General features: G+C 34.6%; 23 protein-coding genes. 15 read left to right on the forward strand and 8 right to left on the reverse strand.

The features are described from left to right. Window positions 1–191 precede the first annotated feature (191 nt). On the forward strand, window positions 192–1,415 hold the full coding sequence (locus BMW63_RS09000) for a cation:proton antiporter (protein ID WP_074723131.1): 1,224 nt from the start codon (window positions 192–194) through the stop codon (window positions 1,413–1,415). 74 nt (window positions 1,416–1,489) lie between these two features. Here the strand turns inward: BMW63_RS09000 and BMW63_RS09005 are convergent, their stop codons facing one another. After that, window positions 1,490–2,614, reverse strand: a complete 1,125-nt coding sequence (locus tag BMW63_RS09005) for a cysteine desulfurase family protein (RefSeq protein WP_074723132.1) — start codon at window positions 2,612–2,614, stop codon at window positions 1,490–1,492. Between the two features lie 86 nt (window positions 2,615–2,700). Between BMW63_RS09005 and BMW63_RS09010 the strand changes: the two genes are divergently transcribed. Further along, complete coding sequence (locus tag BMW63_RS09010; RefSeq protein ID WP_074723133.1) at window positions 2,701–3,663, forward strand: hypothetical protein; 963 nt, start codon at window positions 2,701–2,703, stop codon at window positions 3,661–3,663. A gap of 85 nt (window positions 3,664–3,748) precedes the next feature. On the opposite strand, the gene BMW63_RS09015 is transcribed toward BMW63_RS09010, so the two are convergent. Both BMW63_RS09015 and BMW63_RS09020 read right to left on the reverse strand, forming a co-directional pair. Next, window positions 3,749–4,300, reverse strand: a complete 552-nt coding sequence (locus BMW63_RS09015; protein WP_074723134.1) for a Smr/MutS family protein — start codon at window positions 4,298–4,300, stop codon at window positions 3,749–3,751. After that, complete coding sequence (locus tag BMW63_RS09020) at window positions 4,293–4,484, reverse strand: hypothetical protein (protein ID WP_074723135.1); 192 nt, start codon at window positions 4,482–4,484, stop codon at window positions 4,293–4,295. The genes BMW63_RS09015 and BMW63_RS09020 overlap by 8 nt, the downstream gene beginning before the upstream one ends. 102 nt (window positions 4,485–4,586) lie before the next feature. Here BMW63_RS09020 and BMW63_RS09025 point away from each other — a divergent pair, with 102 nt between their 5' ends. Continuing rightward, window positions 4,587–4,865, forward strand: a complete 279-nt coding sequence (locus BMW63_RS09025; RefSeq protein WP_074723136.1) for a DUF2752 domain-containing protein — start codon at window positions 4,587–4,589, stop codon at window positions 4,863–4,865. 30 nt (window positions 4,866–4,895) lie between these two features. Here BMW63_RS09025 and BMW63_RS09030 read toward each other — a convergent pair whose 3' ends face one another. Continuing rightward, window positions 4,896–5,597: a DUF1003 domain-containing protein gene (locus BMW63_RS09030; protein ID WP_074723137.1), complete on the reverse strand. Its 702-nt coding sequence runs from the start codon at window positions 5,595–5,597 to the stop codon at window positions 4,896–4,898. A 285-nt stretch (window positions 5,598–5,882) separates the two neighbouring features. Between BMW63_RS09030 and epsC the strand changes: the two genes are divergently transcribed. The 3 genes from epsC to BMW63_RS09045 are packed head-to-tail and all read left to right on the forward strand — an operon-like array spanning window position 5,883 to window position 8,020. Beyond that, window positions 5,883–6,674: a serine O-acetyltransferase EpsC gene (epsC, locus tag BMW63_RS09035; RefSeq protein ID WP_074723138.1), complete on the forward strand. Its 792-nt coding sequence runs from the start codon at window positions 5,883–5,885 to the stop codon at window positions 6,672–6,674. 1 nt (window position 6,675) lies between these two features. Continuing rightward, window positions 6,676–7,563: a cysteine synthase CysM gene (cysM, locus tag BMW63_RS09040; protein ID WP_074723139.1), complete on the forward strand. Its 888-nt coding sequence runs from the start codon at window positions 6,676–6,678 to the stop codon at window positions 7,561–7,563. Between the two features lie 4 nt (window positions 7,564–7,567). Continuing rightward, entirely contained in the window at window positions 7,568–8,020 is a 453-nt protein-coding gene (locus tag BMW63_RS09045) for a GNAT family N-acetyltransferase (RefSeq protein WP_074723140.1), read from the forward strand. A gap of 71 nt (window positions 8,021–8,091) precedes the next feature. On the opposite strand, the gene BMW63_RS09050 is transcribed toward BMW63_RS09045, so the two are convergent. Then, window positions 8,092–8,502, reverse strand: a complete 411-nt coding sequence (locus tag BMW63_RS09050; protein ID WP_074723222.1) for an OsmC family peroxiredoxin — start codon at window positions 8,500–8,502, stop codon at window positions 8,092–8,094. 299 nt (window positions 8,503–8,801) lie between these two features. Here BMW63_RS09050 and BMW63_RS09055 point away from each other — a divergent pair, with 299 nt between their 5' ends. Continuing rightward, window positions 8,802–9,446 carry an SGNH/GDSL hydrolase family protein gene (locus BMW63_RS09055; protein WP_074723141.1) on the forward strand — a complete coding sequence of 215 codons (645 nt, stop codon included), beginning with the start codon at window positions 8,802–8,804 and terminating at the stop codon, window positions 9,444–9,446. Between the two features lie 77 nt (window positions 9,447–9,523). On the opposite strand, the gene BMW63_RS09060 is transcribed toward BMW63_RS09055, so the two are convergent. Next, window positions 9,524–11,371, reverse strand: a complete 1,848-nt coding sequence (locus BMW63_RS09060) for a CocE/NonD family hydrolase (protein ID WP_074723142.1) — start codon at window positions 11,369–11,371, stop codon at window positions 9,524–9,526. Window positions 11,372–11,673: 302 nt separating this feature from the next. Here BMW63_RS09060 and BMW63_RS09065 point away from each other — a divergent pair, with 302 nt between their 5' ends. The 6 genes from BMW63_RS09065 (at window position 11,674) to BMW63_RS09090 (ending at window position 18,517) form a co-directional block, all read left to right on the forward strand. Then, window positions 11,674–13,203, forward strand: coding sequence for a carboxypeptidase-like regulatory domain-containing protein (locus BMW63_RS09065; RefSeq protein ID WP_074723143.1), 1,530 nt, complete (start codon window positions 11,674–11,676; stop codon window positions 13,201–13,203). A 359-nt stretch (window positions 13,204–13,562) separates the two neighbouring features. After that, complete coding sequence (locus BMW63_RS09070) at window positions 13,563–14,882, forward strand: mechanosensitive ion channel family protein (RefSeq protein WP_083380408.1); 1,320 nt, start codon at window positions 13,563–13,565, stop codon at window positions 14,880–14,882. Between the two features lie 111 nt (window positions 14,883–14,993). Then, on the forward strand, window positions 14,994–15,443 hold the full coding sequence (locus BMW63_RS09075) for a hypothetical protein (RefSeq protein ID WP_074723144.1): 450 nt from the start codon (window positions 14,994–14,996) through the stop codon (window positions 15,441–15,443). Window positions 15,444–15,660: 217 nt separating this feature from the next. Continuing rightward, window positions 15,661–17,073, forward strand: a complete 1,413-nt coding sequence (gene rlmD / locus BMW63_RS09080; RefSeq protein WP_074723145.1) for a 23S rRNA (uracil(1939)-C(5))-methyltransferase RlmD — start codon at window positions 15,661–15,663, stop codon at window positions 17,071–17,073. Window positions 17,074–17,157: 84 nt separating this feature from the next. Continuing rightward, a complete protein-coding gene (locus BMW63_RS09085) occupies window positions 17,158–17,679 on the forward strand; it encodes a DUF6452 family protein (protein ID WP_074723146.1) in 522 nt (173 codons plus the stop codon). Further along, window positions 17,663–18,517 carry a DUF6048 family protein gene (locus BMW63_RS09090; RefSeq protein WP_074723147.1) on the forward strand — a complete coding sequence of 285 codons (855 nt, stop codon included), beginning with the start codon at window positions 17,663–17,665 and terminating at the stop codon, window positions 18,515–18,517. The genes BMW63_RS09085 and BMW63_RS09090 overlap by 17 nt, the downstream gene beginning before the upstream one ends. Before the next feature lie 326 nt (window positions 18,518–18,843). Here BMW63_RS09090 and BMW63_RS09095 read toward each other — a convergent pair whose 3' ends face one another. Both BMW63_RS09095 and BMW63_RS09100 read right to left on the reverse strand, forming a co-directional pair. Beyond that, window positions 18,844–19,080 carry a hypothetical protein gene (locus BMW63_RS09095; protein WP_074723148.1) on the reverse strand — a complete coding sequence of 79 codons (237 nt, stop codon included), beginning with the start codon at window positions 19,078–19,080 and terminating at the stop codon, window positions 18,844–18,846. 151 nt (window positions 19,081–19,231) lie between these two features. Continuing rightward, window positions 19,232–20,434: a THUMP domain-containing class I SAM-dependent RNA methyltransferase gene (locus tag BMW63_RS09100; RefSeq protein WP_074723149.1), complete on the reverse strand. Its 1,203-nt coding sequence runs from the start codon at window positions 20,432–20,434 to the stop codon at window positions 19,232–19,234. Between the two features lie 162 nt (window positions 20,435–20,596). Between BMW63_RS09100 and BMW63_RS09105 the strand changes: the two genes are divergently transcribed. Together BMW63_RS09105 and BMW63_RS09110 are read left to right on the forward strand one after the other, a co-directional pair. Beyond that, complete coding sequence (locus BMW63_RS09105; RefSeq protein WP_074723150.1) at window positions 20,597–21,361, forward strand: SAM-dependent methyltransferase; 765 nt, start codon at window positions 20,597–20,599, stop codon at window positions 21,359–21,361. An 87-nt stretch (window positions 21,362–21,448) separates the two neighbouring features. After that, window positions 21,449–22,117 carry a ZIP family metal transporter gene (locus BMW63_RS09110; protein ID WP_074723151.1) on the forward strand — a complete coding sequence of 223 codons (669 nt, stop codon included), beginning with the start codon at window positions 21,449–21,451 and terminating at the stop codon, window positions 22,115–22,117. Window positions 22,118–22,239: the final 122 nt, after the last annotated feature.

The following is a 22,239-nucleotide window of genomic DNA, read 5'->3' on the forward strand; positions in this document are numbered from 1 at the left end:
CGATGAAATTAAAAAATAGAGCATTTACGTACAGTCTTTTAGCCTAAAAAAAGAATGCTAAATCACAAATATATTTTTAAATATAAAAATATATTTGTGATTTGACCCGCTAATGTATTATATTACAAAAAATAGATCTCCATTACCGCTTGTGGAAACCATTAAAAATTAAAAAATATAATTAATTTTCTATGACAGTTATAATTTCACTTTGTCTACTGTTGCTTATTGCATACTTATTTGACCTTACGGCATCAAGGACAAAAATACCTTCAGTTATACTATTATTACTTTTAGGATGGATCGTTAGAGAAGTAACCTATTTATTTGATATAAATCTACCAGATCTTTCCCCTACTTTGCCTGTATTAGGTACAATTGGACTTATTCTTATTGTATTGGAAGGATCGTTAGAGCTCGAACTCAACAAATCTAAAGTTGGACTGATAAGAAAATCATCTATTGGCGCTTTCCTTCCTTTGATTGTTTTAGCGTTTTCCCTTGCTTATTTATTGCATTACTATGGAGGCTATTCCTTTAGATCTAGTCTTATAAATGCGATTCCCTTTTGTGTAATTAGCAGCGCCATTGCGATTCCAAGCGTAAGAAACTTGACTTCGAGTCAAAAAGAATTCATTATTTATGAAAGTAGTTTATCTGATATTTTTGGAGTGGTTTTCTTTAATTTCATTGCCTATAACACTAGCTTCGGACTAGAAACATTTGGATACTTTTGCTTAGAGATATTAATTATAATTGCAATCTCTTTTGTAGCAACGATATTATTGTCCTTTCTTCTAAATAAAATTGAACACCATATTAAGTTTGTGCCAATTGTGCTGCTAATTATATTGATATATGAAATATCAAAAATATTCCATTTACCGGCACTTATTTTCATCCTAGTTTTTGGATTGTCGATTGGTAATTTAGATGAATTAAGACATTATAAATGGACACAGCAATTTAGACTTGATTTGTTGAACAAGGAGGTTGTTAAATTTAAAGAATTAATAATTGAGGCTACCTTCTTGGTTAGAGCGCTATTCTTTCTATTATTTGGCTATTTAATCAAAACGGCTGAAATTATAAATCCAGATACGATTATTTGGGCTGTAGGAATTGTGGCAATTCTATTTCTTTTGCGTTTCGTTCAGCTAAAAATTTCTAGAATGCCTTTGTTTCCTTTGCTTTTTGTAGCGCCTAGAGGACTTATTACCATCTTACTATTCCTAGGTATCGCTCCTGAGCATTCGATATTGTTAGTTAACAAATCATTAATTATTCAAGTGATCCTGATGACTGCGATTATTATGATGCTGGGTTTAATGATAACAGCTAAAAAGAAAAAAACAATTCTGGAAGAAAAAAGGAAAGAAAAAGAAGCAGTCCTCGATGAAAATATAACAGTTTAAAAAAATCCGTCTTGTAAACTTACCCAAACAGTATCTAACTTTTTTGAGGCAGTTTACAAGAAGGATTTTGTCATTTAAATACTTTTTAAAGCATCTATAAATAAATCTATGTCCTCTTTCGAATTGTAATGACTGAATGAAATGCGTAAGCTTGGTTTTCTTAAATCTTCATCCGAAAGCATTTCAGCTAATACATGTGATGCTCTGATGCTCCCGCTCTGACAAGCACTTCCTCTGGATACCGCAACCCCTTTCATGTCTAAATGAAATAAAATCATAGCAGTTTTGTCCTTAGGAAAAGGCAACAAAACGTTCAACATATTGTAAAAACCATCTTGACTTCCATTCACCATAAAACCAGGAAAATCAATTTCAAGTCGTTCCATCAAATACTTTTTCAATTCGAAAATCTGAGTTCTTTCGGCATCTAAATTAGCATAGGAAAGTTCCAAAGCCTTTGCCATTCCTGCAATTTGGTGTACTGCTTCCGTTCCGGCTCGCAATCCCTTTTCTTGCTCTCCTCCATAAAACAAAGGCTGCAATCCTGAATTTTTTCGCACAAATGCAAATCCAACCCCTTTAGGGCCGTGGAATTTATGGGCACTGGCTACCAAAAAATCAATGGGTAGTTCCTGTAAATCAATTTCTTTCTTTCCAATGGACTGAACTGTATCAGAATGCAATAGCGCATTGTATTGTTTGCATATTGGTGCAACTCTATTCAAGTCTAAAACAGTTCCAATTTCGTTATTAACATGCATTAAACTCACTAAAGTTTTATGATTCTGTGCTAATAATTCCACTAAATCTGTGATGTCTATTTCTCCATTTGGCTTGACTGTAACATAGTCTACCTGAATATCAAACTCTTTTTGCAATTCTTGCACGGTATATAAAACGGCATGATGCTCAATTTTACTAGTGATGATGCGTTTTACTTTCAAATCTGCTACAGCAGAGCGAAGGATCCAATTATTGGCTTCCGTTCCACAGGACGTAAAAATAATTTCTTGTGCAGCAGCATTCAACTGCTTGGCTATTGATTTCCTAGAAAGTTCTAAAACACTTTTAGCATTTCGCCCAAAACTGTGCGTTGACGAAGGGTTCCCAAAATCTTCTACCATTACTTTTGTCATTTCTTGAATAACTTCAGGTCTTATGGCTGTCGTTGATGCGTTATCGAGGTATATTTTTTTCATTACTGCAAAGTTATGAAATATCAATTGTGTATTGTTCAATATCAATTGTCATTTTTTTAGCTATTTTTGTAAAAATATATTTTACGATGAAAAGAGTTTTAAGCCTATTGGTTTTTGTTTTGGTATTAAATGGTTGTGATGATGGTAATTTAATTCAAGAAGACATTAACTTCGAAAATATAACAACTCAAAGTTGTACTACAAATGACATTATTTTCAAAATAAAAGAAAAAGAAGCTTTGCTACTTGAAATTCCGGCAACTTCTTTTGTAAACGAACCTTCAGTAGTAGGAATACCAACCACAATAGATATCAGTAGTAGTAACCGCGTGGTGTATCGCTTTTATAACGGTGTGGTAGCAAATAACAACATCTGTGAAACTATAGCTCCTGCAATACCCATCGTAACCGATCAATGGACTGCAACAGCAGGAAAAATACAAATATTTACAACAGCGATAAAAACATTAAACACGACGGAGAACAGTACCCGAATTACGGGATACAATCATAACATCGTTTTTAAAAACATCACTTTTGCAAAAAGCAACGGAACGCAAGTTTATGAAACTTTCCCTTTTGGAGATTATGTAACAACTTCTAACTCTTTGCCTTTTCTTTTTGACAAAACAGTAGAAAAATGCAGCTCCTCTAATTTGATTTATAATCATACCAGCAGTGAAGCGTTAACTTTAAATATCGACCCAAGTTTGATTGCTAATGTAGCTACCCCTTTAAACAGCCCAAGAACTGGAGTCATAGGTACGACCTCAAACCAACTTACTTATCGATTATTTACAGGAGTTCCCCTGACAGGCGATTATTTTTGCGGGACAACAATACCTGCCACACCCACAATAAACCAACAATGGGACGCCGTAAGTGGTGTAAATGGTGTCAGCGGTATTATCGAAGTAACGACAACTACAAATGGACCCAATGCTTTCAAGCACACAATTGTGCTTAAAAAAGTAACATTAAAGAAAGGAAATAGCGATTTTTTATTGGGTGATAATTTTATCTACGGTGATTTGTTGACGACTAATTAAGACACAGATATTAGTAAAAAATAAGCACAAAAAAAGTCCCGTTTGAAATCACAAACGGGACTTTTTTTTATGAATTTAACGTGCTTTATTTACTATTTTGTTTAATAAAAACTTCAGTAGCACCTTGACCATATTTTTGATAATTACCTTCCTGAAAAGCAATGTTGTCATAGCGACCTAATAAAAAATCCAACTCTGCTTTTAACACTCCTTCGCCAACACCATGAATAAAAACAATCTTTGGAATTCGGTTGCGAATCGCAAATTCGATATGACGTTTGGCTGTTTCAGATTGCAAAGTAAGAATGTCATAATTTGACATGCCTTGTTTATTGGGCACCAATTTTTCGATATGTAAATCGAATTCTGGTGCTGATCTCTCGTGCTTGTCTTTGCGTTCTTTTACAAAACTCCTCGGTTTTGGGATTGCTTTTTCTTTTTCTACCTCATCTCTATTAACCCTTCTAATAGAATCCATTAAGTTACTGGTATCGTTCGTCTTAAGCAATTCGTTGACAAAAAATGTCATCATGAATCCATCCTCTGTTTCTATTGTAACTTCTTTATCTTTGACAGATACTACCACTCCATTTATAGCTTCGTCCAGCACTGAAACTTTGTCTCCTTTATTAAACATCTTTTTCTTCTTTATCTTGATTATCTTGATTTTTACTCGGCGTTTTAGCACTCAACTGCATCATGCCAAACATAAAAAGAGCAATTGCAATTACAGTTATATACACATTTTTTTCGGCACTTACCTGTTCAAAGAAAGCAACAAGTATTGCCACAATCATCATTGGAATTATTAATTTTTTCATTTCTTTACCTATCAGATTCCAAATGTAATAAATTTAAAATTGGCTCCCTTTTTTATTAAATGCTTTACTGAAATTTTGTAAATTGTAAAAAAAATAAAACCATTGGATTTAGAAAAATATATGATTCCTTGTTTAAGTAAAACACTCTTCGGAGTGGAGTGTTTGGGCTGTGGTTTTCAGCGGTCATTCCTATTGCTTTTAAAAGGGGATTTTAACGGTTCTTTCCAAATGTATCCTGCCCTATTTACCTCCCTCTTATTTTTAAGCCTTCTTGGTTTTCATTTAATTTATAAAGGAGTTGTCTCTCAAAAATTTATTCTGGTTGTAGCGCTTATTAATGTACTTTTTATGATTGCTGGTTACTTCTACAAACACTTTTAAATCGCTTCGATTTTTCACATTTCAACTCATCTATTTGTTGATGCTGCTCAAAATATCATTCATTATTTCAATTTGTATTTTTTGAATTTCTATTAATTGTTCTTGTTGATGTCTAACTAAATGGTCCAGTTTTTCATGAAGCATTCTAATTTCAAGTTCTGATTTTAAGTTGATCATATAATCCCTTCTGGCTCTGTCACGGTCTTTTTCTTCTTGGCGGTTTTGGCTCATCATAATAACTGGAGCTTGCAATGCTGCAATACAAGATAAAATTAAATTCAATAAAATAAAGGGATAAGGATCAAATCCTTTATTGTAAAGAATATATATATTTGCTGAAATCCAAAGTAGAATAAAAATCCCAAACAGAACTATAAACTTCCAACTCCCTCCAAAATTAGCCACTTTATCTGCTATAATCTGTCCAAAAGTTCGGGGTTCTACTTTTTCTTCAATTGTGCTAACTAAAGAATCATATTCTTTTAATTCATCGTTAACTTTATTTTCAATATTCGAAAGCACCCCTATTTCATTCAATAAATAGCTTGAAATGTATTTTTGCCTATATAAATTTAGTTCTGAAACGGATAGTGATTGCTCCTTCGAAAAATTCGGAAAATCATTCTGCATCAATGCTAAAATTGGATTTCGAATTGTTTTTCCAGAGATCTTATCCATCAAAGGGAATTCCTTGTTTGAAAGATCACTCTTAAAAGTGGGGACAATAGCCATCTGTATCGTTTTTACTATGCTAATTTACGGATTTAAAAAACTCTTTTATGAAAATAATGAACTCTGAACCCATTTAAATTTAAATCGGTACTCTTCAACTCAGACTATGGCAGTTCTTAGAGTTTAATTGAAAATAGTTCAATATATTTGTTTCGTCTTATTTATTGAGACCAAAAACAAAATAATAAGCAACATGCACCTCCAATTTCAACAGGGAATTATTGTTGCTGTTTCTAATTACTGCGTACTTTAAGCCTTTTCTATTAATCATTCAATCCCATAATCATGACAAAAGATCTGATTATTAAAAATATAATCTCTTTAAAGGGGCAATCCTCCATTAATTACGGAATCAAAACAAAAATAGAAGATTTTACTGAAAAATTATTCTATACTTTATTTGATGCCAATGCGCCGTTGAGCGAAAGTATTGACGAACTTCAAGTTCTTTTCAAAGAAATTTCTGTAATTGCCTGCAAAAAGCCGACAGGAATCTGTGATTCTATTTGGGAACACTATTTAGAAAAACTGCCTTCCGTTCTTGAAAAATTAAATCAAGATGCTAATTATTTTTTGGAAAATGATCCTGCTTCTAATAGTATCGAGGAAGTATATCTTGGCTATCCTGGATTTTATGCTATTGCCATCTATAGACTGAGCCACGAGCTCTATCTTTTAGACCTACTTCTCTTTTCCAGATTGATGAGCGAATACGCACATCGAATCACTGGAACGGACATCCATGCCGGTGCCAAAATAGATTCCCCCATTTTTATAGATCATGCTACTGGTATCGTAATTGGAGAAACTACAGTCATTGAAAAATCTGTGAAAATATACCAAGGGGTAACCTTAGGAGCGCTCAGCGTTAGTAAAGAAATGAAAAATGCAAAAAGACATCCCACAGTGGAGCAAAACGTATGTATTTATGCTAATGCAACCATTTTAGGAGGAAATACTGTAATCGGTAAAAATAGTATCATTGGTGGAAACTCTTGGATTACTAAATCCATTCCAGAAAATTCACTAGTGACCAACACTACAACCACAGAAGTAAAAATAAAAGAACTAAGATAGCATGGAACCTAAAAAATTATTAGACCTAATTGGGAATACCCCCTTGGTAGAAAGCGTCAATTTGATTAAAAATAAGAATGTAAAATTATTGTTGAAGCTCGAAGGAAACAATCCTGGAGGTTCTGTAAAAGATCGTGCTGCCTATAATATGATTGTATCCGCTTTAGAAAGAGGCGACATCAAAAAAGGAGATAAATTGATTGAAGCCACTAGTGGAAATACGGGAATTGCATTGGCTATGATTGCCCAATTGTTGAATATAGAAATCGAACTTGTATTACCCGAAGATTCAACCAAGGAACGCACCCAAACCATGCGCGCTTATGGTGCGACGGTAATCCTAACTTCTGCAAAAGAAGGAATATTAGGCTCCAGAGATTATGCAGACAAAAAAGTGGCTGAAGGTGGTTATATCATGCTTAATCAGTTTGCCAATGACGATAACTGGAAAGCCCACTATAAAACGACTGGTCCAGAGATCTGGAATGACACGCATGGCACCGTAACTCATTTTGTTGCTGCCATGGGGACTACAGGGACCATTATGGGAACGTCTACCTACTTAAAAGAACAAAATTCAAATGTACAAATAGTTGGTGCACAACCGAGTGATGGCTCTCAAATTCCAGGTATTCGAAAATGGCCTCAGGAATATTTACCTAAAATATTTGATTCCTCAAAAGTAGACCGCATTATGGAAGTAAGCGAAACTGAAGCGCGGGCAATGACAAAACGGCTTGCACTTGAAGAAGGTATTTTTGCAGGAATGAGCAGCGGTGGTTCTGTGGCAGCGGCCTTAAAAATAGCCGAAGAATTAGAATCGGGTGTAATCGTAGCTATAATCTGTGACCGAGGAGACCGCTATTTGTCCTCTGATTTATTTGATTAAATAAATGATAACAATTTTAAGAACAAACCCAGATAATATTGATTTCATCCAATTAATTGCGCTGCTTGACAAAGACATCCAGATTCGGGATGGCGAAGAACATATCTTTTATGCCCAATTCAATAAAACTGACAGTATAAAACATGTTGTGGTTGCCTATGATGGCAATATAGCGGTAGGCTGTGGAGCTTTTAAAGTATATCAAGGTGAAACTGCCGAAATAAAAAGAATGTTTGTTAATCCTGAGAACCGCGGTAAAAACATTGCTTCTAAAATATTAGGCGCCTTAGAATTTTGGGCTAAAGAATTGTCGTTTACCAGTTGTATTCTAGAAACTGGCAGAAGATATCCTGAAGCGATTGCGCTTTACAAAAAGAATGGATATTCTGTCACAACTAATTATGGTCAATATGAAGGAATAGACGATAGTGTTTGTTTTAGCAAATCACTATCATAAAAGTTTTTTTACAACAAAAAAGTCTCCATTTTACTCTTTGGAGACTTTTTTATATAATTTAAAATGCTATTTTAAGCCAACATGGCAGTTGTAGAAATAGCAGCGTTCAGTAATTTAGAAATTGGGCAATTTTTCTCCGCTTTTGTAACTTGTTGTTGAAAAGCATCATCAGATATCCCTTTTATTTTAGCACTTACCGTTAAATGAGAACTAATAACTGCCCCATCCACTAGATCAATGTCACATTTAGTTTCAATACTTTCAATTTCAAAACCCTCTTCGGTAATATAAGCTGAAAGTTGCATCGTAAAACAACCCGAATGGGCTGCAGCTACTAATTCCTCAGGATTTGTACCTACTCCTTCTTCAAAACGAGATTTGAATGAATATTGTGTATTTTCTAATGTTTTACTTTGTGTTGTCAATTTTCCAGCGCCTTCCTTAAGAGAACCATTCCATACTGCGGTTGCATTTCTTTTCATAATTGTGTTTTTTAATTTACTCAAATTTAAGACTTTAAAAATGTAGTATTTTAACTTCATAGATTTTTTAACGAAAATTTAAAAGTTGGTTCAATTTGGAAATACTCTTTTCTTGTTTATAAAAAAAAACTATGTTAAAAGCAATTACAACTTTTTCATAACGGAAAATTGTCAGGGCTACTTATTAATTTAAAATTATTAAATTTGTTCCTTAAAAAGTGTTACTTAATAGTATATAATGACTCTGTTTACTACTAAAGTATTCAAATCACTTTTCACAATTCTATCTATAATTCTTTATGGCACAAAAAACACAAGCTCATGACTGGCCTTATTTGAACAAATACAAAAAAGAAAATGCTGCCATAAAAGACGCTGAAATCGGAAAAAGAAGGGTTGTTTTTATGGGTGATTCCATAACTGAATTTTGGCCCACTGTTAACGCTAATTTTTTTCAAGGAAAACCCTATATCAATCGAGGAATCAGCGGGCAAACGACACCGCAGATGCTGCTGCGTTTTAGAGCCGACGTCATTAACTTAAAGCCAGCATTAGTTGTTATTCTTGCCGGCGGAAATGACATTGCTGGAAACACAGGTCCTTCGACTCTAGAAATGATCCAAAACAATATTTTTTCGATGATAGAACTCGCTCAGGCTAATGGCATCAAGGTTGTTTTGTGTTCTGTTTTACCTGCCAATTATTTTTATTGGAAACCTAAAGAAAAGCCTGCAGATACCATCATAGCCTTAAATAAAAATATTGAACATTATACCGAGTCCTATAACATCACCTATGTTGATTATTACTCCGTTATGGTTGACGATAAAAAAGGCTTACCCCTTACTTATTCAAATGACGGAGTGCATCCTAACAAAGCTGGTTATCAGGTTATGGAACCGCTTGTTGAGAAAGCCATCCAATTTACACTCGCAACTCAATAATAATCCTCCCCCTAAAAACAAAAAAACCCAATCACTAATGAATAGGATTGGGTTTTTTGTTTGAAAGTAGCAATCTATTATTTCAAAACTGTAAATATAATTTTAGAATCATCATACACGCGTTGTGTTTGCTTTTTAAAATCTTCTGGTTTTGCATAAAAGATATTCTCTACAAAAGTTTGTGGATTCAAGTCAATCAAAGGAAACCACGTACTTTGAATTTGGATTTGGATTTTGTGTCCTTTCTTGAACGTATGCATTACATCTTGCAATTTAATATTTACCGCTGTTTTCTGATTAGCCACGAAAGGCTCTGGCTTAGAAAAACTATTTCTAAAACGACCACGCATCACTTCACTTCGTACCATCATATGGTAATTGCTCATTTTTAAATAGGGTGCTACCTCAGCCGTTTCTGGTTCGTCACTAGGAAAAACATCAATTACTTTTACAATCCAATCCGAATCTGTTCCTGAAGTGGAAACTTGTAATTGTGCCAAGATATCTCCAGCCAACGTCATATTGTCCTTTAAAATCTCTGTTTCATACACCAATACATCAGGACGGCGGGCTGCAAAACGCTGGTCATCGGTCATGTATTTTCTTGGTGTAATCCCTTTTTGATTGATATCTTCCGTAAAAGGAACAGGCTTTTTAGGATCACTGATATACTCTTGAAAACCAACCTCATTTGATGCTGCCTCCGTTAATTTATCTTGTGCCAAATAAAAGCTTTCTTTTGCTGCATTTTTTGGTGGCCAAACGTCATACGTTTTCCAATCTTTAGATCCTGTATCAAAAACATAAGCTTCTGGTAGTTTGTTTTCTCCTTTACCATTATCTTTTAAGAAATGACGAAAAAAGTTAGCTTCAATATTTTTTTGAAAGAACCCCGAAATACTATCACCAAAATTTATGTTTCCAATAACAGCTTTCGCTCCATCTCTCGCCCAGTCTCCATGACTCCATGGACCCATAACAATTGTATTGTAATTCTTGCTTGTTTTCTCTATAGCTTGATAGGTATTCAAAGGTCCGTATAAATCTTCGGCGTCAAACCAACCACCTACGGTCATCACTGCAGGTTTAATGTCTTTTAAGTGTTGTAGAATCCCTCTTTTTTGCCAGAAATCATCATAACTGGAATGGTCTTTTAGCTGTTGCCAAAATTCATCTTCTTTTCCGTAATATTTATCCAAGTTAGCCAGCGGTCCTGCATCTAGAAAAAACTGATAATCATCTTTGGTTCCTAAATCAGGGAATTTGTACCAAGAAGTGGTTGTGCGTTCTGCTTTTTGAATACCAAAAAGTGGTGTCGCTTTCCAATAACTCAATAAATACGCACCGTTATGGTGAAAATCATCAAAGAAAAAATCGCTGATACAGGCCTGAGGAGAAACTGCTTTTAAAGCAGGGTGATTACTCAACAACGAATAAGTGGAGTAAAAGCCCGGATATGAAATTCCCCATACACCTACATTTCCATTATTATTGTCTGCATTTTTAACTAACCAGTCAATGGTATCATAGGTATCTGAAGCTTCATCAACATCCATCTTTGATTTTTTATTAGGAATGAACGCTCGCATATTGTCATACAAGCCATCACTCATCCATCGTCCACGTACGTCCTGGTAAACTACAATATAGCCTTCTTTCATCATAGTTTCGCTAGGGCCAATGCTTTTCTTGAATTGGTCAGGGCCGTAAGGTGCGCAGCTGTACGGAGTGCGTTGCATGATAATTGGGTATTTTTTCGAATGGTCTTTGGGCGTGTAGATCGCAGTATAAAGCGATGCTCCGTCACGCATTTTAATGTGTACTTCTCTCTTAGTGTAGTACTGACCAACAGTGCTTGGAGTGTTATCTTGAGCAAAAACACCTGCGGTAATTGCGAAAATCGTAATAAGTAATAGTTTTTTCATTTAAATAAAAGCTAATTATAGAAACGTAAAGATATTATGTTTAATTCTATTTTAAAGTTTAGTTTTAAAAATTTTATAATCAACCTTTTTAGCACTACCGCTGAACGGGATGGGTTTAATTTTCGCACCTAAGTACAAATTTTAATTTAGTAAGAAAATTAACATAAAATTAATAAATACGCTCTAATTCCTATTCTAATAACCTTTACATTTGAAAAATAGAAACATTAAATTTTATCTCAAAAATCAATTTAGTATCTAAAGACAATCATCATAATTAATACAACTAAACATTTTAAAAAATGAAGCAAATTTTAATTAATTCTTTTTTCATTTTATTCCTTTTTCAGCTAGGAGTTGCTCAAAACATAAAAGGTAAAATCATTGATTCCGCAACTGGGGAAAGTATTCCGTATGCTAATATTAAGGTAAACGAATCTGAAAATTTGGTTTCTAATGGTGAAGGCTATTTTACACTCTCAGAAAACAACAGTAAGGACGAAACCCTAATTACAGTTTCCTATTTGGGTTATGTTAATCAGCAATTGACCGTCGCCGAATTAAAAAGACTTGATTATAGCATTAAACTGGCACCTGGTGTTTTTCAACTAAATGATGTTGCTGTATCCAATATAAAACCCAATCCATATGAGATTATGGCTAATGTAAAAGCCAACTTGAGCCGTAATTATACCACTGGCGAAAAAGGGTCAAAAGAAATGTTCTTCTACAGAACCTCTAATTATTTTAATCCTTCGATAATTGATGTGGAGATTAACAAATCAACTGGTTTTAGCAAGCAAGCTTTATTGAAAGTCAACAATGACTTGCAGGGTTTTTCTAAAAAATTAATATCGCATCCGCCGTTATCATTTACCGATATTCTTTGTAACTACTATTCGGTTAAAACCAAAAAAGCTGATAAGTTTGTGTTTACCTCCAAACTAGCTGTTTTAAAAGCTACTGTCTTAAAAAATGAAGGAGAGTCTACGTCCCTAGACGATTTAGAAAAAACAGCTATGAATATGATGTTACAACACTTAGACTCCACTAAATATTATCGCGCAAAAAGTGGTCTTTTTGGATCAAGAGATACGATTTCGTTACGTAAAGACTTCAATAAAAAGAAAAACAAAGGTATTGACATAGAAATAGACAGTCAGTTAACTGCTACAAAAAGTAACCTTAGCAGCTTTATGTATCAAACCAATTTGTTAAACAACAAGAAGTTTGATTTTATACAAAAACCAGAGCTGTATGACTATACTTTTGAAGGTACGACTTACACTAATGAAAATGAATTTGCTTACGTTCTTACTTTTAAACCTCGAAAAAGCAAAGCCATGTATGTGGGTAAATTGTATATTTCTGAAACTGATTATGCCATCCTGAGAACTGATTATGTTTTAGATAACGGTGAAAAGGTGCATAATTTTAACATGAAGTTTCTTTTGGGAATTAAAGTGTCCGAAAATGTTAGTAAAGGAAGCATAATTTACAAAAAAAGAACCGAAGACGATAGCTACTACATGCAATATGCCGCTATTGAGAAAGGAAATTACTTTTATTTAAACCGTCCCGTGAAATTTATAGAATTGACAAGTAGCGAAAAGGATGTGCTTGAATTGGATTTAAAAATTGAAGCCAATACGAGTAGCAAAACGGAATTCCTAAATATGTCTCGTACTACAATAGCCGAAGGGGCGATTGACAAAATAAAGGAAACTGATTTTAAATTTACAACGATCAAATCCTATGATCCTAAGATATGGAAAGATTACAATGCCATCGAACCATTACAAGAGATGAAACAGTTTAAAGCGATTAATTAATGAGGTAAAATTGGTATTGACTTTTGATCGAGTAAATCGTAACATCACAAAGACCTATCAAAATAATTAGCTTTTAATCAAAACATTACCAATGCTCTTCGAAGTCTCCTGACTTCGAAGGTGTTTATTTGCCTATTCAATTAAAATACAAGTCGAGTACTCATTGATACACTAAAATTAGAAATTGAAAGTAATCAGCGTTTTTAACTAGCTGAAGCTTGCAATCCTCGACAATTTATGGCGTAGTGAAAATAGTAGTCTAAAACACAATCCAGTCTTTGTTAAGAAAAAGCCAATCCTTTGGTTCTGTTAGTGTCTTCAATTGTGAATGTTACCTTTGCATAAAACAAATTATAGCAATGATTCTACCTGACGAAAAATATCCCTCCATACAACTAGATCCTAGTTGGTTAACTGATTTTTTTAATATAGATCCTCGAATTGCTCACTACATCAATCTTCCAATACTACTTTTGGGTTTACTTATTCTTTGTTTTATCGCTTGGTTGTTAACCAAAAAACTAATTATTGACTCGATACACAAACTATTTTTAAAAACTAAGATTACCTGGGACGACATCTTAATCGAGAAAAAAATATTTGATAAACTTGCTTATATCATTCCGGCGCTTCTCGTCATTGTCATAGTGCCTTCCATATTTGCGGAGTATCCAACACTTGCAAATTATATCGTTACGCTAGCCATGATTGTAATTCTCTTAGTAATCGTCTGGACGATTATTGCTTTGCTGGCGGTCTTTGATAACATTCTATCCAAGTCGCCTATTTTCATGGACAAGCCCGTTACAAGTTACATTCAAGTATTGAATATCATTGTTTATTTGATAGGTGGAATTCTCATTTTGTCTTTACTTTTAGGAAAGAGTCCTTTTTACTTCCTGGGAGCCATGGGCGCGATGACTGCTATTTTGTTATTAATTTTCAAGGATACTATTTTAGGTTTTGTGGCCAGCATTCAAATGTCCGTATATGATATGGTGCGCGTGGGCGATTGGATTGCCATGCCAAAATATGATGCTGATGGCGACGTCATGTCCATCAATTTAAGCACTGTTAAAGTCCAGAACTGGGATAAAACAATCACTACGATTCCTACCTACGCTTTCATTACTGACTCGTTTAAAAACTGGCGCGGAATGAGTAATTCAGGAGGGCGAAGAATCAAAAGAGCCATTTATCTAAAAGTAAGTAGTTTCTGTTTTTGTGATGATCAAATGCTGGAACAGTTTAAAAAATATACACTCATAAGAGACTACATCCTTGAGAAAGAAAAAGAAATTAAAAAATCCAATTCTGCGTTAATTGATAATGAATCTAACGTAGTTAATGCCAAAAGCTTGACTAATATTGGCGTTTTTAGAGTTTATGCCGAAAACTATATTCTTTCAAATCCAAATATCAATATAGAAATGACAAATATGGTTCGGCAATTAGACCCAACTTCTAAAGGGATGCCGCTAGAAATCTATTGTTTCACTTATGAAAAAGAATGGGAAAAATATGAGGTAGTCAAATCTGATATTTTTGATCATTTACTAACGATTACCTCTCAATTTAAATTAGAAGTTTTTGAAGAACCTACGGGAAAAGATTTTAGAAGTTTAGTTGATGTTTCCCATCAGCCAGTAGATGTTCCTCATTTGTACTCGCAATCCTAACTTCATAAAGAAATCTTGTATTAAGGTTAATCCTTTGCAGAAACAACTTTGCTGTTCACTAACCGTAATTTTGTCTAGTTTTGTCTTTCATTAAAGTAGAAATACGCAATTATGCTTTCTAAAACACAGTTTAAAGAATGGTTTGACCGCTATAAGTATGCCGAGTTGGCAGCGACAACGGCTGCTTTGTTGGGTTCCCAGTTTAGCCGAATCTTTAGTGGTTTGACCACGGCTTACTTAATTACATTTATTGAATATTTTGCCTTCTATAGTGTGATTATCAGCTTGGCGTACTACCACCGTTCCAAAAAGAACAAAGCCATACAAAAAAAGACGACTTTCAGAGACGTGCTGATGATTATCAAAAACCTATTACTGGAATTTGGATATCCTGCCGCATTAGATATTTTATTTATTCGTCCGTTTTGTATGTATTGGTTGCCTATCTTCACTGGAAACGCATTAACTGGTATCATGGCTGGGAAAATTTGTGCAGATGTAGTTTTCTATTTTCTGACGATCGTGAATTATGAATGGATGAAACGTAAAAATCATTTTTAATTCGGAATCTACTCCCTTGCCCCTGATTCTAGCGGAAAACCCGCAGGATGGAAAGCTTTAGAATACTTGCTAGTAAAGAGCGACCGCAGGAAGCTCCTTTACTGGGGTAGTATTCTTGCTTGAAGAACTGGGGATTTGTAGCGGAAAGCGGGAATAGGCACAAATAAAAATCATCTCTTTTTGAAAATATTAAGGTACAAACGCTTATTTTTGCGCCATGGCAAAGAAAAATACAGACAAGGTGGTGTTTCACCAGATAAAAGTCATCGATGCAGGTGCAAAAGGAGTATCAGTAGCAAAGGCCCCTGATGGGAAAGTAGTGTTTATCCCAAATGTGGTTCCGGGTGATGTGGTTGACGTGCAAACTTTTAAGAAGCGCAAGGCCTATTACGAAGGAAAAGCGATTCATTTTCATGAATATTCAGAACATCGTATAGAACCTATCTGTGAGCACTTTGGTGTTTGTGGCGGTTGTAAATGGCAAAATATGAAATACAGCCAACAGTTGTATTACAAACAAAATGAAGTGTTGAACCACTTGCAACGCATAGGAAAAGTAGAACTTCCTGAATTTGAACCAATCTTAGGTTCAGAAAAACAGTTTTTCTACAGGAACAAAATGGAGTTTTCGTTTTCAAACAGCCGTTGGTTGACCGAAGCCGAAATAGGTAGTACGGAAGATTTAGGAAACAGAAATGCATTAGGATTTCATATTCCGAAAATGTGGGATAAAATCCTGGACATCAACAAATGTCATTTACAAGAAGATCCATCAAACGCAATCAGAAACGAAGTACGAGATTTTGCTAATGCAAATGGTCTGACTTTCTTTAACCCTAGAGCACACGAAGGTTTGCTACGTACTTTAATGTTGCGTACTTCTTCTACGGGAGAAATCATGGTGTTGATTCAGTTTTTTGAAAACGACAAAGCAAATAGAGAATTGATTTTGGATCATCTTTATGAGAAGTTCCCACAAATTACTTCTTTGCAATATGTAGTGAATAATAAAGCAAACGATACTTTATACGACACTGACATTAAACTATATAAAGGACGCGATTACATCCTGGAAGAAATGGAAGGTTTGAAATTTAGTATTAATGCCAAATCATTCTACCAAACCAATTCTGATCAAGCGTATGAATTGTACAAAATAACGAGAGATTTTGCCGGTTTAACTGGAAATGAAATCGTTTATGATTTATATACTGGAACGGGTACTATTGCTCAGTTTGTTTCTAAAAAAGCAAAAAAAGTTATAGGTGTAGAAAGTGTCCCTGATGCCATCAAAGATGCTAAAGCAAATGCTGTACGTAATAATATTGATAATTGTGAGTTCTTTGTAGGAGACATGAAAGTCGTTTTTAACGATGATTTCATTGCACAACACGGACAACCTGATGTTATCATCACTGATCCACCAAGAGATGGAATGCACAAAGATGTAATTGAACAAATTATGAAAATTGCTCCTGAAAAAATCGTTTATGTAAGTTGTAACTCCGCTACACAAGCCCGCGATTTAGGCTTGATGGACGAGAAATATAAAGTGGCTCGCGTACGTCCCGTGGATATGTTTCCGCAAACGCATCACGTAGAGAATGTGGTTCTTTTAGAAAGAAGATAAGAGTAAAGTTAGAGTTTAGAGACATTGAGTTTTGCATGTGAATTTGGAATTTGGAATTTTTAAAAATTGGAATTTTACCCATTTATGAAAAAAATAATACTGTTACTGTTTGTTATCGCCTTGTCTTTCTCCGGTTGTGAGAAAGACGATATCTGTGATACCAATACGGTTACCACTCCCCGCTTAGTGATTTCGTTTTATGATGTCACGAATTCGTCCGTTTTAAAAAATGTAACGAATTTAAAAATAACCGGCGAAGGAATAACCGATGGTGTTATTTTTAATGGTAGTAGTTTGATTAATGGAAGTACGGTTTCAATTCCTCTGAAAACAGATGCAGATGCGACTACTTTCAGTTTCATTTTAAACTATGTAAGTACAAATCCTGGATTAGTAAACGAAGACATCCTTAAATTTAATTATGTGCGAGAAGAGTTATTTGTATCCCGTGCCTGTGGTTTTAAAACTAATTATACCTTAGATCCTCAAACGCCTTATGTTCATACTGATGCTGCGACAGCAGATAAGAAATGGATTCAATACATTGCAGTTAAAAACAGTAGTATCGCTAACGAAAACGAAACACATCTTGAAATATATTTTTAGTATTTGCCTAGTTTTATCTTTACTTTTAGCTCAGGCGCAAGACACTAGCGAAAAAGGCGAACTGGCGAAGCAAACTACTGCGCTTAAAAATGTGGCTGACAGTACAAGTACTAAAGCTATAATTCCTGATAACGGGAATTTAAAGACAGTGAAATTGCCAGATGAGCAACAAAATACAGCGGTTCCTGTAAAAACAAACCGTTATGGATTGCGAGTGGGTATTGATCTATTCAAAGTAAGCCGTGCCTTGTATGACAAGGATTATAAGGGAATCGAATTTGTGGGTGACTATCGATTGACAAAAAAATATTTTTTGGCTGCCGAAATAGGAAATGAAAATAAAACTACCGATGATTCCCGATTGAATTTTACAACAAAAGGATCATATCTAAAAGCAGGTTTTGATTACAATGCTTACGAAAACTGGTTAGACATGGAGAATATTATCTCTATTGGGTTGCGCTATGGTTTTAGTACTTTTAATCAGGAGTTGAATAGCTATAAAATTTACAACGCCAATCCTTATTTTGGAGAAATACCTGCCATTGCTTCGGGAGCAAAATTTAACGGATTAACAGCCAGCTGGATCGAAGTGGTTGCCGGGGTAAAAGCAAAAGTGTTTGATAATATTTTTGTGGGATTCAGCTTTCGCTTGAACCGATTGGTTTCTAATAAAGAGCCGGCGAATTTTGAGAACCTCTATATTCCTGGCTTTAATAGAACCTATAACGGTGATTTTGGAGTAGGTTTTAATTATACTGTTTCCTATTTCATTCCTATTTATAAAAAGAAAGTAATACCAGTTGTAGCGCCTAAAAAAGGAGAAAAGAAAAAGTAAAGTTTCTTAATCTTGTTTTTCAACACATAGAAAGGTAGATTTTATTGTGTTTAGAGATAGATTTCATAATTCTAAGCTATCGTTACTTATTCAAAAATAAAAATTTGCGCATTTGCGGTAGGAACATTTTACTTTTCTATGATAGACTTGTTTTTTAAAACACATAGAAACATAGCCTTTATTGTGATTAGAAAGGCATTTCATTTGACATAGATTACAGAGTTTTAATCTATAGTATTACTAACTCAAAAATAATAAACCGCAGTTCATGATTTTAATAATCAGTGAAGCTGCGGTTCTTTTTTGATGTGTTTTTTGAATAAACGTTATCCTATTTCTTTTACTCCTTTGGTGAAAATCCATTTCATATACAATTTCTCGCCATCCTTAGTTTTAACGGCTTGAAATTTTGGAGACAAAAGCGTCCCAACAACAAAGGCAGTCAAAGGAATCCAGAAGCCTATTAATTCTGTATAACGTTCCACAAGGTAACGTGCTGAAATGAATAGTATGGCAAAACAGCCCAATTGGTATAAAAATGCTCTTACTTGTAATTTACTCATTGTATCTATATTTTATCCTCCCCCCAACCCCCTCCGAAGGAAGGGGAGACTTTGCGGAGTTTTATTGTCTAAATTTTTTGTTCTAACTGATATACTCTTTATTGTTCTAAAACTGTTCACTGTAAACCTATCACTTACTATTGCAAACTGATTACTGATCACTATTGTCTGAAATAGCCGCAGTATTATCTGGTTCCTGAGTCTGAAATTTTGTTCTTTTACTTCCTTCGTACATTTCGTATTTAACCAATCGCGCTTCAATACTAGCGTTGAAAAGTTTGATTTTTCTTGAAGGTTTTAATCCTACAAATTTCAATGCATCTAGATTTCCAGTGATGAACCAAGCATTAGTTCCAGGATAATTTTTCTTCAAAGTATCGCCAATATTTTTGTAGAATTCTTCCATATGAATATCCAATCGCTCATCATAAGGAGGGTTAAATACCATGTGTAATTTTCCTTGTGTCGTTTTCTCAGTGTCAAAGAAATTTTTCTCTTCAATGGTGATATATTCTTCTAAATTGGCATTCTTAATATTGTCTTTTGCTTTGCTTACCGCAGATGGCGCTTTATCAAAACCTTTTATGGTGTAATGAAATTCTCTTACTCTTTTCAATAAACTGTCTGTGATATTGTCAAACAAATCATTGTCCCAGTCATGCCATTTTTCGAATGCAAATTCTTTACGGTTAATGTTTGCCGGAATATTACAAGCAATCATAGCTGCTTCAGCCAAGAAAGTACCTGAACCACACATTGGATCCAAGAAATCACCTTGCCCGTCCCAACCTGAAAGCAATAAAACACCTGCTGCCAATACCTCATTTATAGGAGCAATATTGGTTGCTGTTCTATATCCACGTTGATGCAATGAGTTTCCTGAAGTATCTAATGCAACAGAAACTTGGTCTTTGTCGATATGAATGTTGATTCTTAAATCGGGGTGTATTTTATCAATACTTGGACGTTGTCCTGTACGTTCTCTAAATTGATCTACAATCGCATCCTTACATTTTTGAGATACAAATTCAGAGTGATTGAAATTATCTGAATGCACTGTAGCATCAATGACAAAAGTTTGATTGGCATTGATGTATCTTGACCAGTTTACGCCAGAAATTCCTTTATATAAAGCTTGTTCATTGTTTGCCTTAAAAAAATAAATAGGCTTCAAAATTTTTAAAGCGGTACGTAATGACAAATTCGCTTTGTACATAAACCCTTTATCCCCTTTAAAACTTACCATTCTTACTCCCTGTTCCACATCTTGTGCGCCCAACATTTGTAATTCCTTTGCTAATATTTCCTCAAAACCAAAAAAGGTTTTGGCAACCATCTTAAAATTATTTTCCATTTGTGTGTATCAATTAAAACAGACCTTTTTCTGCTTTATGTTTAATCCGTGATCAAAATTAAAGGTTTCTCAACGAGAATCTTAGTGTATCTGCACGGTTTCGTTATTTTTCAGCAAAAATACACTAAATTTGCGGGACTTGAATTAATTGAAAAAGAATAAATGTCTGAAGAACAAAAACCAGCGAATATAAATCCAGAACAACCAACAGAAACTTGGTTCAGTTCATGGTTCGATACACCTTACTATCATATCCTTTACAAAGAGCGAAACGATACCGAAGCGCAGCTTTTTATGGACAACATAACGAACTACCTCAATCTTCCTGAAAACGCCAAAGTACTTGACTTGGCTTGCGGCAAAGGCCGTCACTCGATCTATTTGAACCAATTAGGCTTTGATGTTTTGGGAGCTGATTTATCTGAAAACAGTATTGTCGAAGCTAGTAAAAATACAAATGACACTTTGCATTTTAAAGTGCATGACATGAGAGAGCCTTTTGAAGAGAAATACGACGCCATTTTCAATTTGTTTACCAGTTTTGGTTATTTCGAAAAAGACGAAGACAATCTTACGACTCTAATAGCGATCAAAGAAAGCTTATCTGAATATGGTTTTGCCGTGATTGACTTCATGAATGTGAACCAAGTGCTTAATACGCTAGTTCCAGAAGAAACAAAAACGGTCGAAGGAATTCATTTTCATTTAAAGCGCTATTTAAAAGACGGACATATCTATAAAGAAATTGACTTTGAAGACAAAGGACAAAAATTTCATTTCACCGAAAAAGTAAAAGCCCTAACACTGCAAGACTTTGAAGCATTAATGGAAGAAGCCGGAATCTATCTTTTAGACACTTTTGGAGACTATAAATTGAAAAAGTTCTATAGAAATGAAAGCGAGAGATTAATAATGATTTTTAAATAATCTATTCGGCAATTCGTAAATTTATATAGTCGCCCCTATAAAGGAACGATTCGGGACTGCACCAAAACAACAATTCAACAACTAAGTATGAATTACCTTTTACCTTTACTCTCAGTACTACTAGGATATGGGATCGCTTTGTTTTTAAAACCTAATAACAAAACCAACCTAAAGTTACTATTGGCTTTTAGTGGCGCTTTTCTATTATCTTTAACTGTGATGCACTTGTTGCCAGATGTTTATGAAAGTAAAAATCCAAATATAGGAATTTGCATAATGCTTGGAATTCTATTCCAGATTATACTCGAATTTTTCTCAAAAGGTGCAGAACATGGACATACGCACGGGCACGTAAACATGGCACACATTCCTTGGTTGCTGTTCATCAGTCTTTGCATACATGCATTTCTGGAAGGTTTTCCGGTAAGTCATCACCACGATTTAGCGGTTGGTATTGCTATCCACCATTTACCGATAGCGATTATCCTAACCACTTTTTTCATTAATTCACATCTGCACAAAAAAGCGATTTTTGGCTTCATGCTCACCTTTGCATTAATGACTCCTTTGGGGACGTTAGCATCTGATTATCTGCCATTACTAAATGATTATTACACTGAAATCACAGCCGTTGTCATCGGTATATTATTTCATATCTCCTCCACTATCATTTTTGAAAGTAGTGAAGGACATAAATTCAATATTGCCAAAGTTTCCATGATTGTTTTGGGAATTGCATTGGCTTATTTTTTATAAATTTACAATTTGGGCGTGACCACAAGGGTCGGGCTATGCGTTTCAATCTTTTTTATAATTTTGCTAGCGCTACATTATAAAAAAGGATTTCCACTGCTATCCCTCACGCAACTTAGTACTCG

The sequence above is a fragment of the Flavobacterium frigoris genome, assembly GCF_900111075.1.
GTDB lineage: Bacteria > Bacteroidota > Bacteroidia > Flavobacteriales > Flavobacteriaceae > Flavobacterium > Flavobacterium frigoris.

What these genes read in the sequence shown, in the direction of transcription:
- BMW63_RS09070 (WP_083380408.1), top strand. Translation starts at nt 13,563, where the DNA reads ATGATTCTACCTGACGAAAAATATCCCTCCATACAACTAGATCCTAGT.
- BMW63_RS09100 (WP_074723149.1), bottom strand. Translation starts at nt 20,434, where the DNA reads ATGGAAAATAATTTTAAGATGGTTGCCAAAACCTTTTTTGGTTTTGAG.
- BMW63_RS09085 (WP_074723146.1), top strand. Translation starts at nt 17,158, where the DNA reads ATGAAAAAAATAATACTGTTACTGTTTGTTATCGCCTTGTCTTTCTCC.
- BMW63_RS09015 (WP_074723134.1), bottom strand. Translation starts at nt 4,300, where the DNA reads ATGTTTAATAAAGGAGACAAAGTTTCAGTGCTGGACGAAGCTATAAAT.
- BMW63_RS09030 (WP_074723137.1), bottom strand. Translation starts at nt 5,597, where the DNA reads ATGGCTATTGTCCCCACTTTTAAGAGTGATCTTTCAAACAAGGAATTC.
- BMW63_RS09050 (WP_074723222.1), bottom strand. Translation starts at nt 8,502, where the DNA reads ATGAAAAGAAATGCAACCGCAGTATGGAATGGTTCTCTTAAGGAAGGC.
- BMW63_RS09045 (WP_074723140.1), top strand. Translation starts at nt 7,568, where the DNA reads ATGATAACAATTTTAAGAACAAACCCAGATAATATTGATTTCATCCAA.
- BMW63_RS09110 (WP_074723151.1), top strand. Translation starts at nt 21,449, where the DNA reads ATGAATTACCTTTTACCTTTACTCTCAGTACTACTAGGATATGGGATC.
- BMW63_RS09075 (WP_074723144.1), top strand. Translation starts at nt 14,994, where the DNA reads ATGCTTTCTAAAACACAGTTTAAAGAATGGTTTGACCGCTATAAGTAT.
- BMW63_RS09095 (WP_074723148.1), bottom strand. Translation starts at nt 19,080, where the DNA reads ATGAGTAAATTACAAGTAAGAGCATTTTTATACCAATTGGGCTGTTTT.
- BMW63_RS09060 (WP_074723142.1), bottom strand. Translation starts at nt 11,371, where the DNA reads ATGAAAAAACTATTACTTATTACGATTTTCGCAATTACCGCAGGTGTT.
- BMW63_RS09020 (WP_074723135.1), bottom strand. Translation starts at nt 4,484, where the DNA reads ATGAAAAAATTAATAATTCCAATGATGATTGTGGCAATACTTGTTGCT.
- rlmD (WP_074723145.1), top strand. Translation starts at nt 15,661, where the DNA reads ATGGCAAAGAAAAATACAGACAAGGTGGTGTTTCACCAGATAAAAGTC.
- BMW63_RS09000 (WP_074723131.1), top strand. Translation starts at nt 192, where the DNA reads ATGACAGTTATAATTTCACTTTGTCTACTGTTGCTTATTGCATACTTA.
- epsC (WP_074723138.1), top strand. Translation starts at nt 5,883, where the DNA reads ATGACAAAAGATCTGATTATTAAAAATATAATCTCTTTAAAGGGGCAA.
- BMW63_RS09055 (WP_074723141.1), top strand. Translation starts at nt 8,802, where the DNA reads ATGGCACAAAAAACACAAGCTCATGACTGGCCTTATTTGAACAAATAC.
- BMW63_RS09010 (WP_074723133.1), top strand. Translation starts at nt 2,701, where the DNA reads ATGAAAAGAGTTTTAAGCCTATTGGTTTTTGTTTTGGTATTAAATGGT.
- BMW63_RS09005 (WP_074723132.1), bottom strand. Translation starts at nt 2,614, where the DNA reads ATGAAAAAAATATACCTCGATAACGCATCAACGACAGCCATAAGACCT.
- BMW63_RS09065 (WP_074723143.1), top strand. Translation starts at nt 11,674, where the DNA reads ATGAAGCAAATTTTAATTAATTCTTTTTTCATTTTATTCCTTTTTCAG.
- cysM (WP_074723139.1), top strand. Translation starts at nt 6,676, where the DNA reads ATGGAACCTAAAAAATTATTAGACCTAATTGGGAATACCCCCTTGGTA.
- BMW63_RS09105 (WP_074723150.1), top strand. Translation starts at nt 20,597, where the DNA reads ATGTCTGAAGAACAAAAACCAGCGAATATAAATCCAGAACAACCAACA.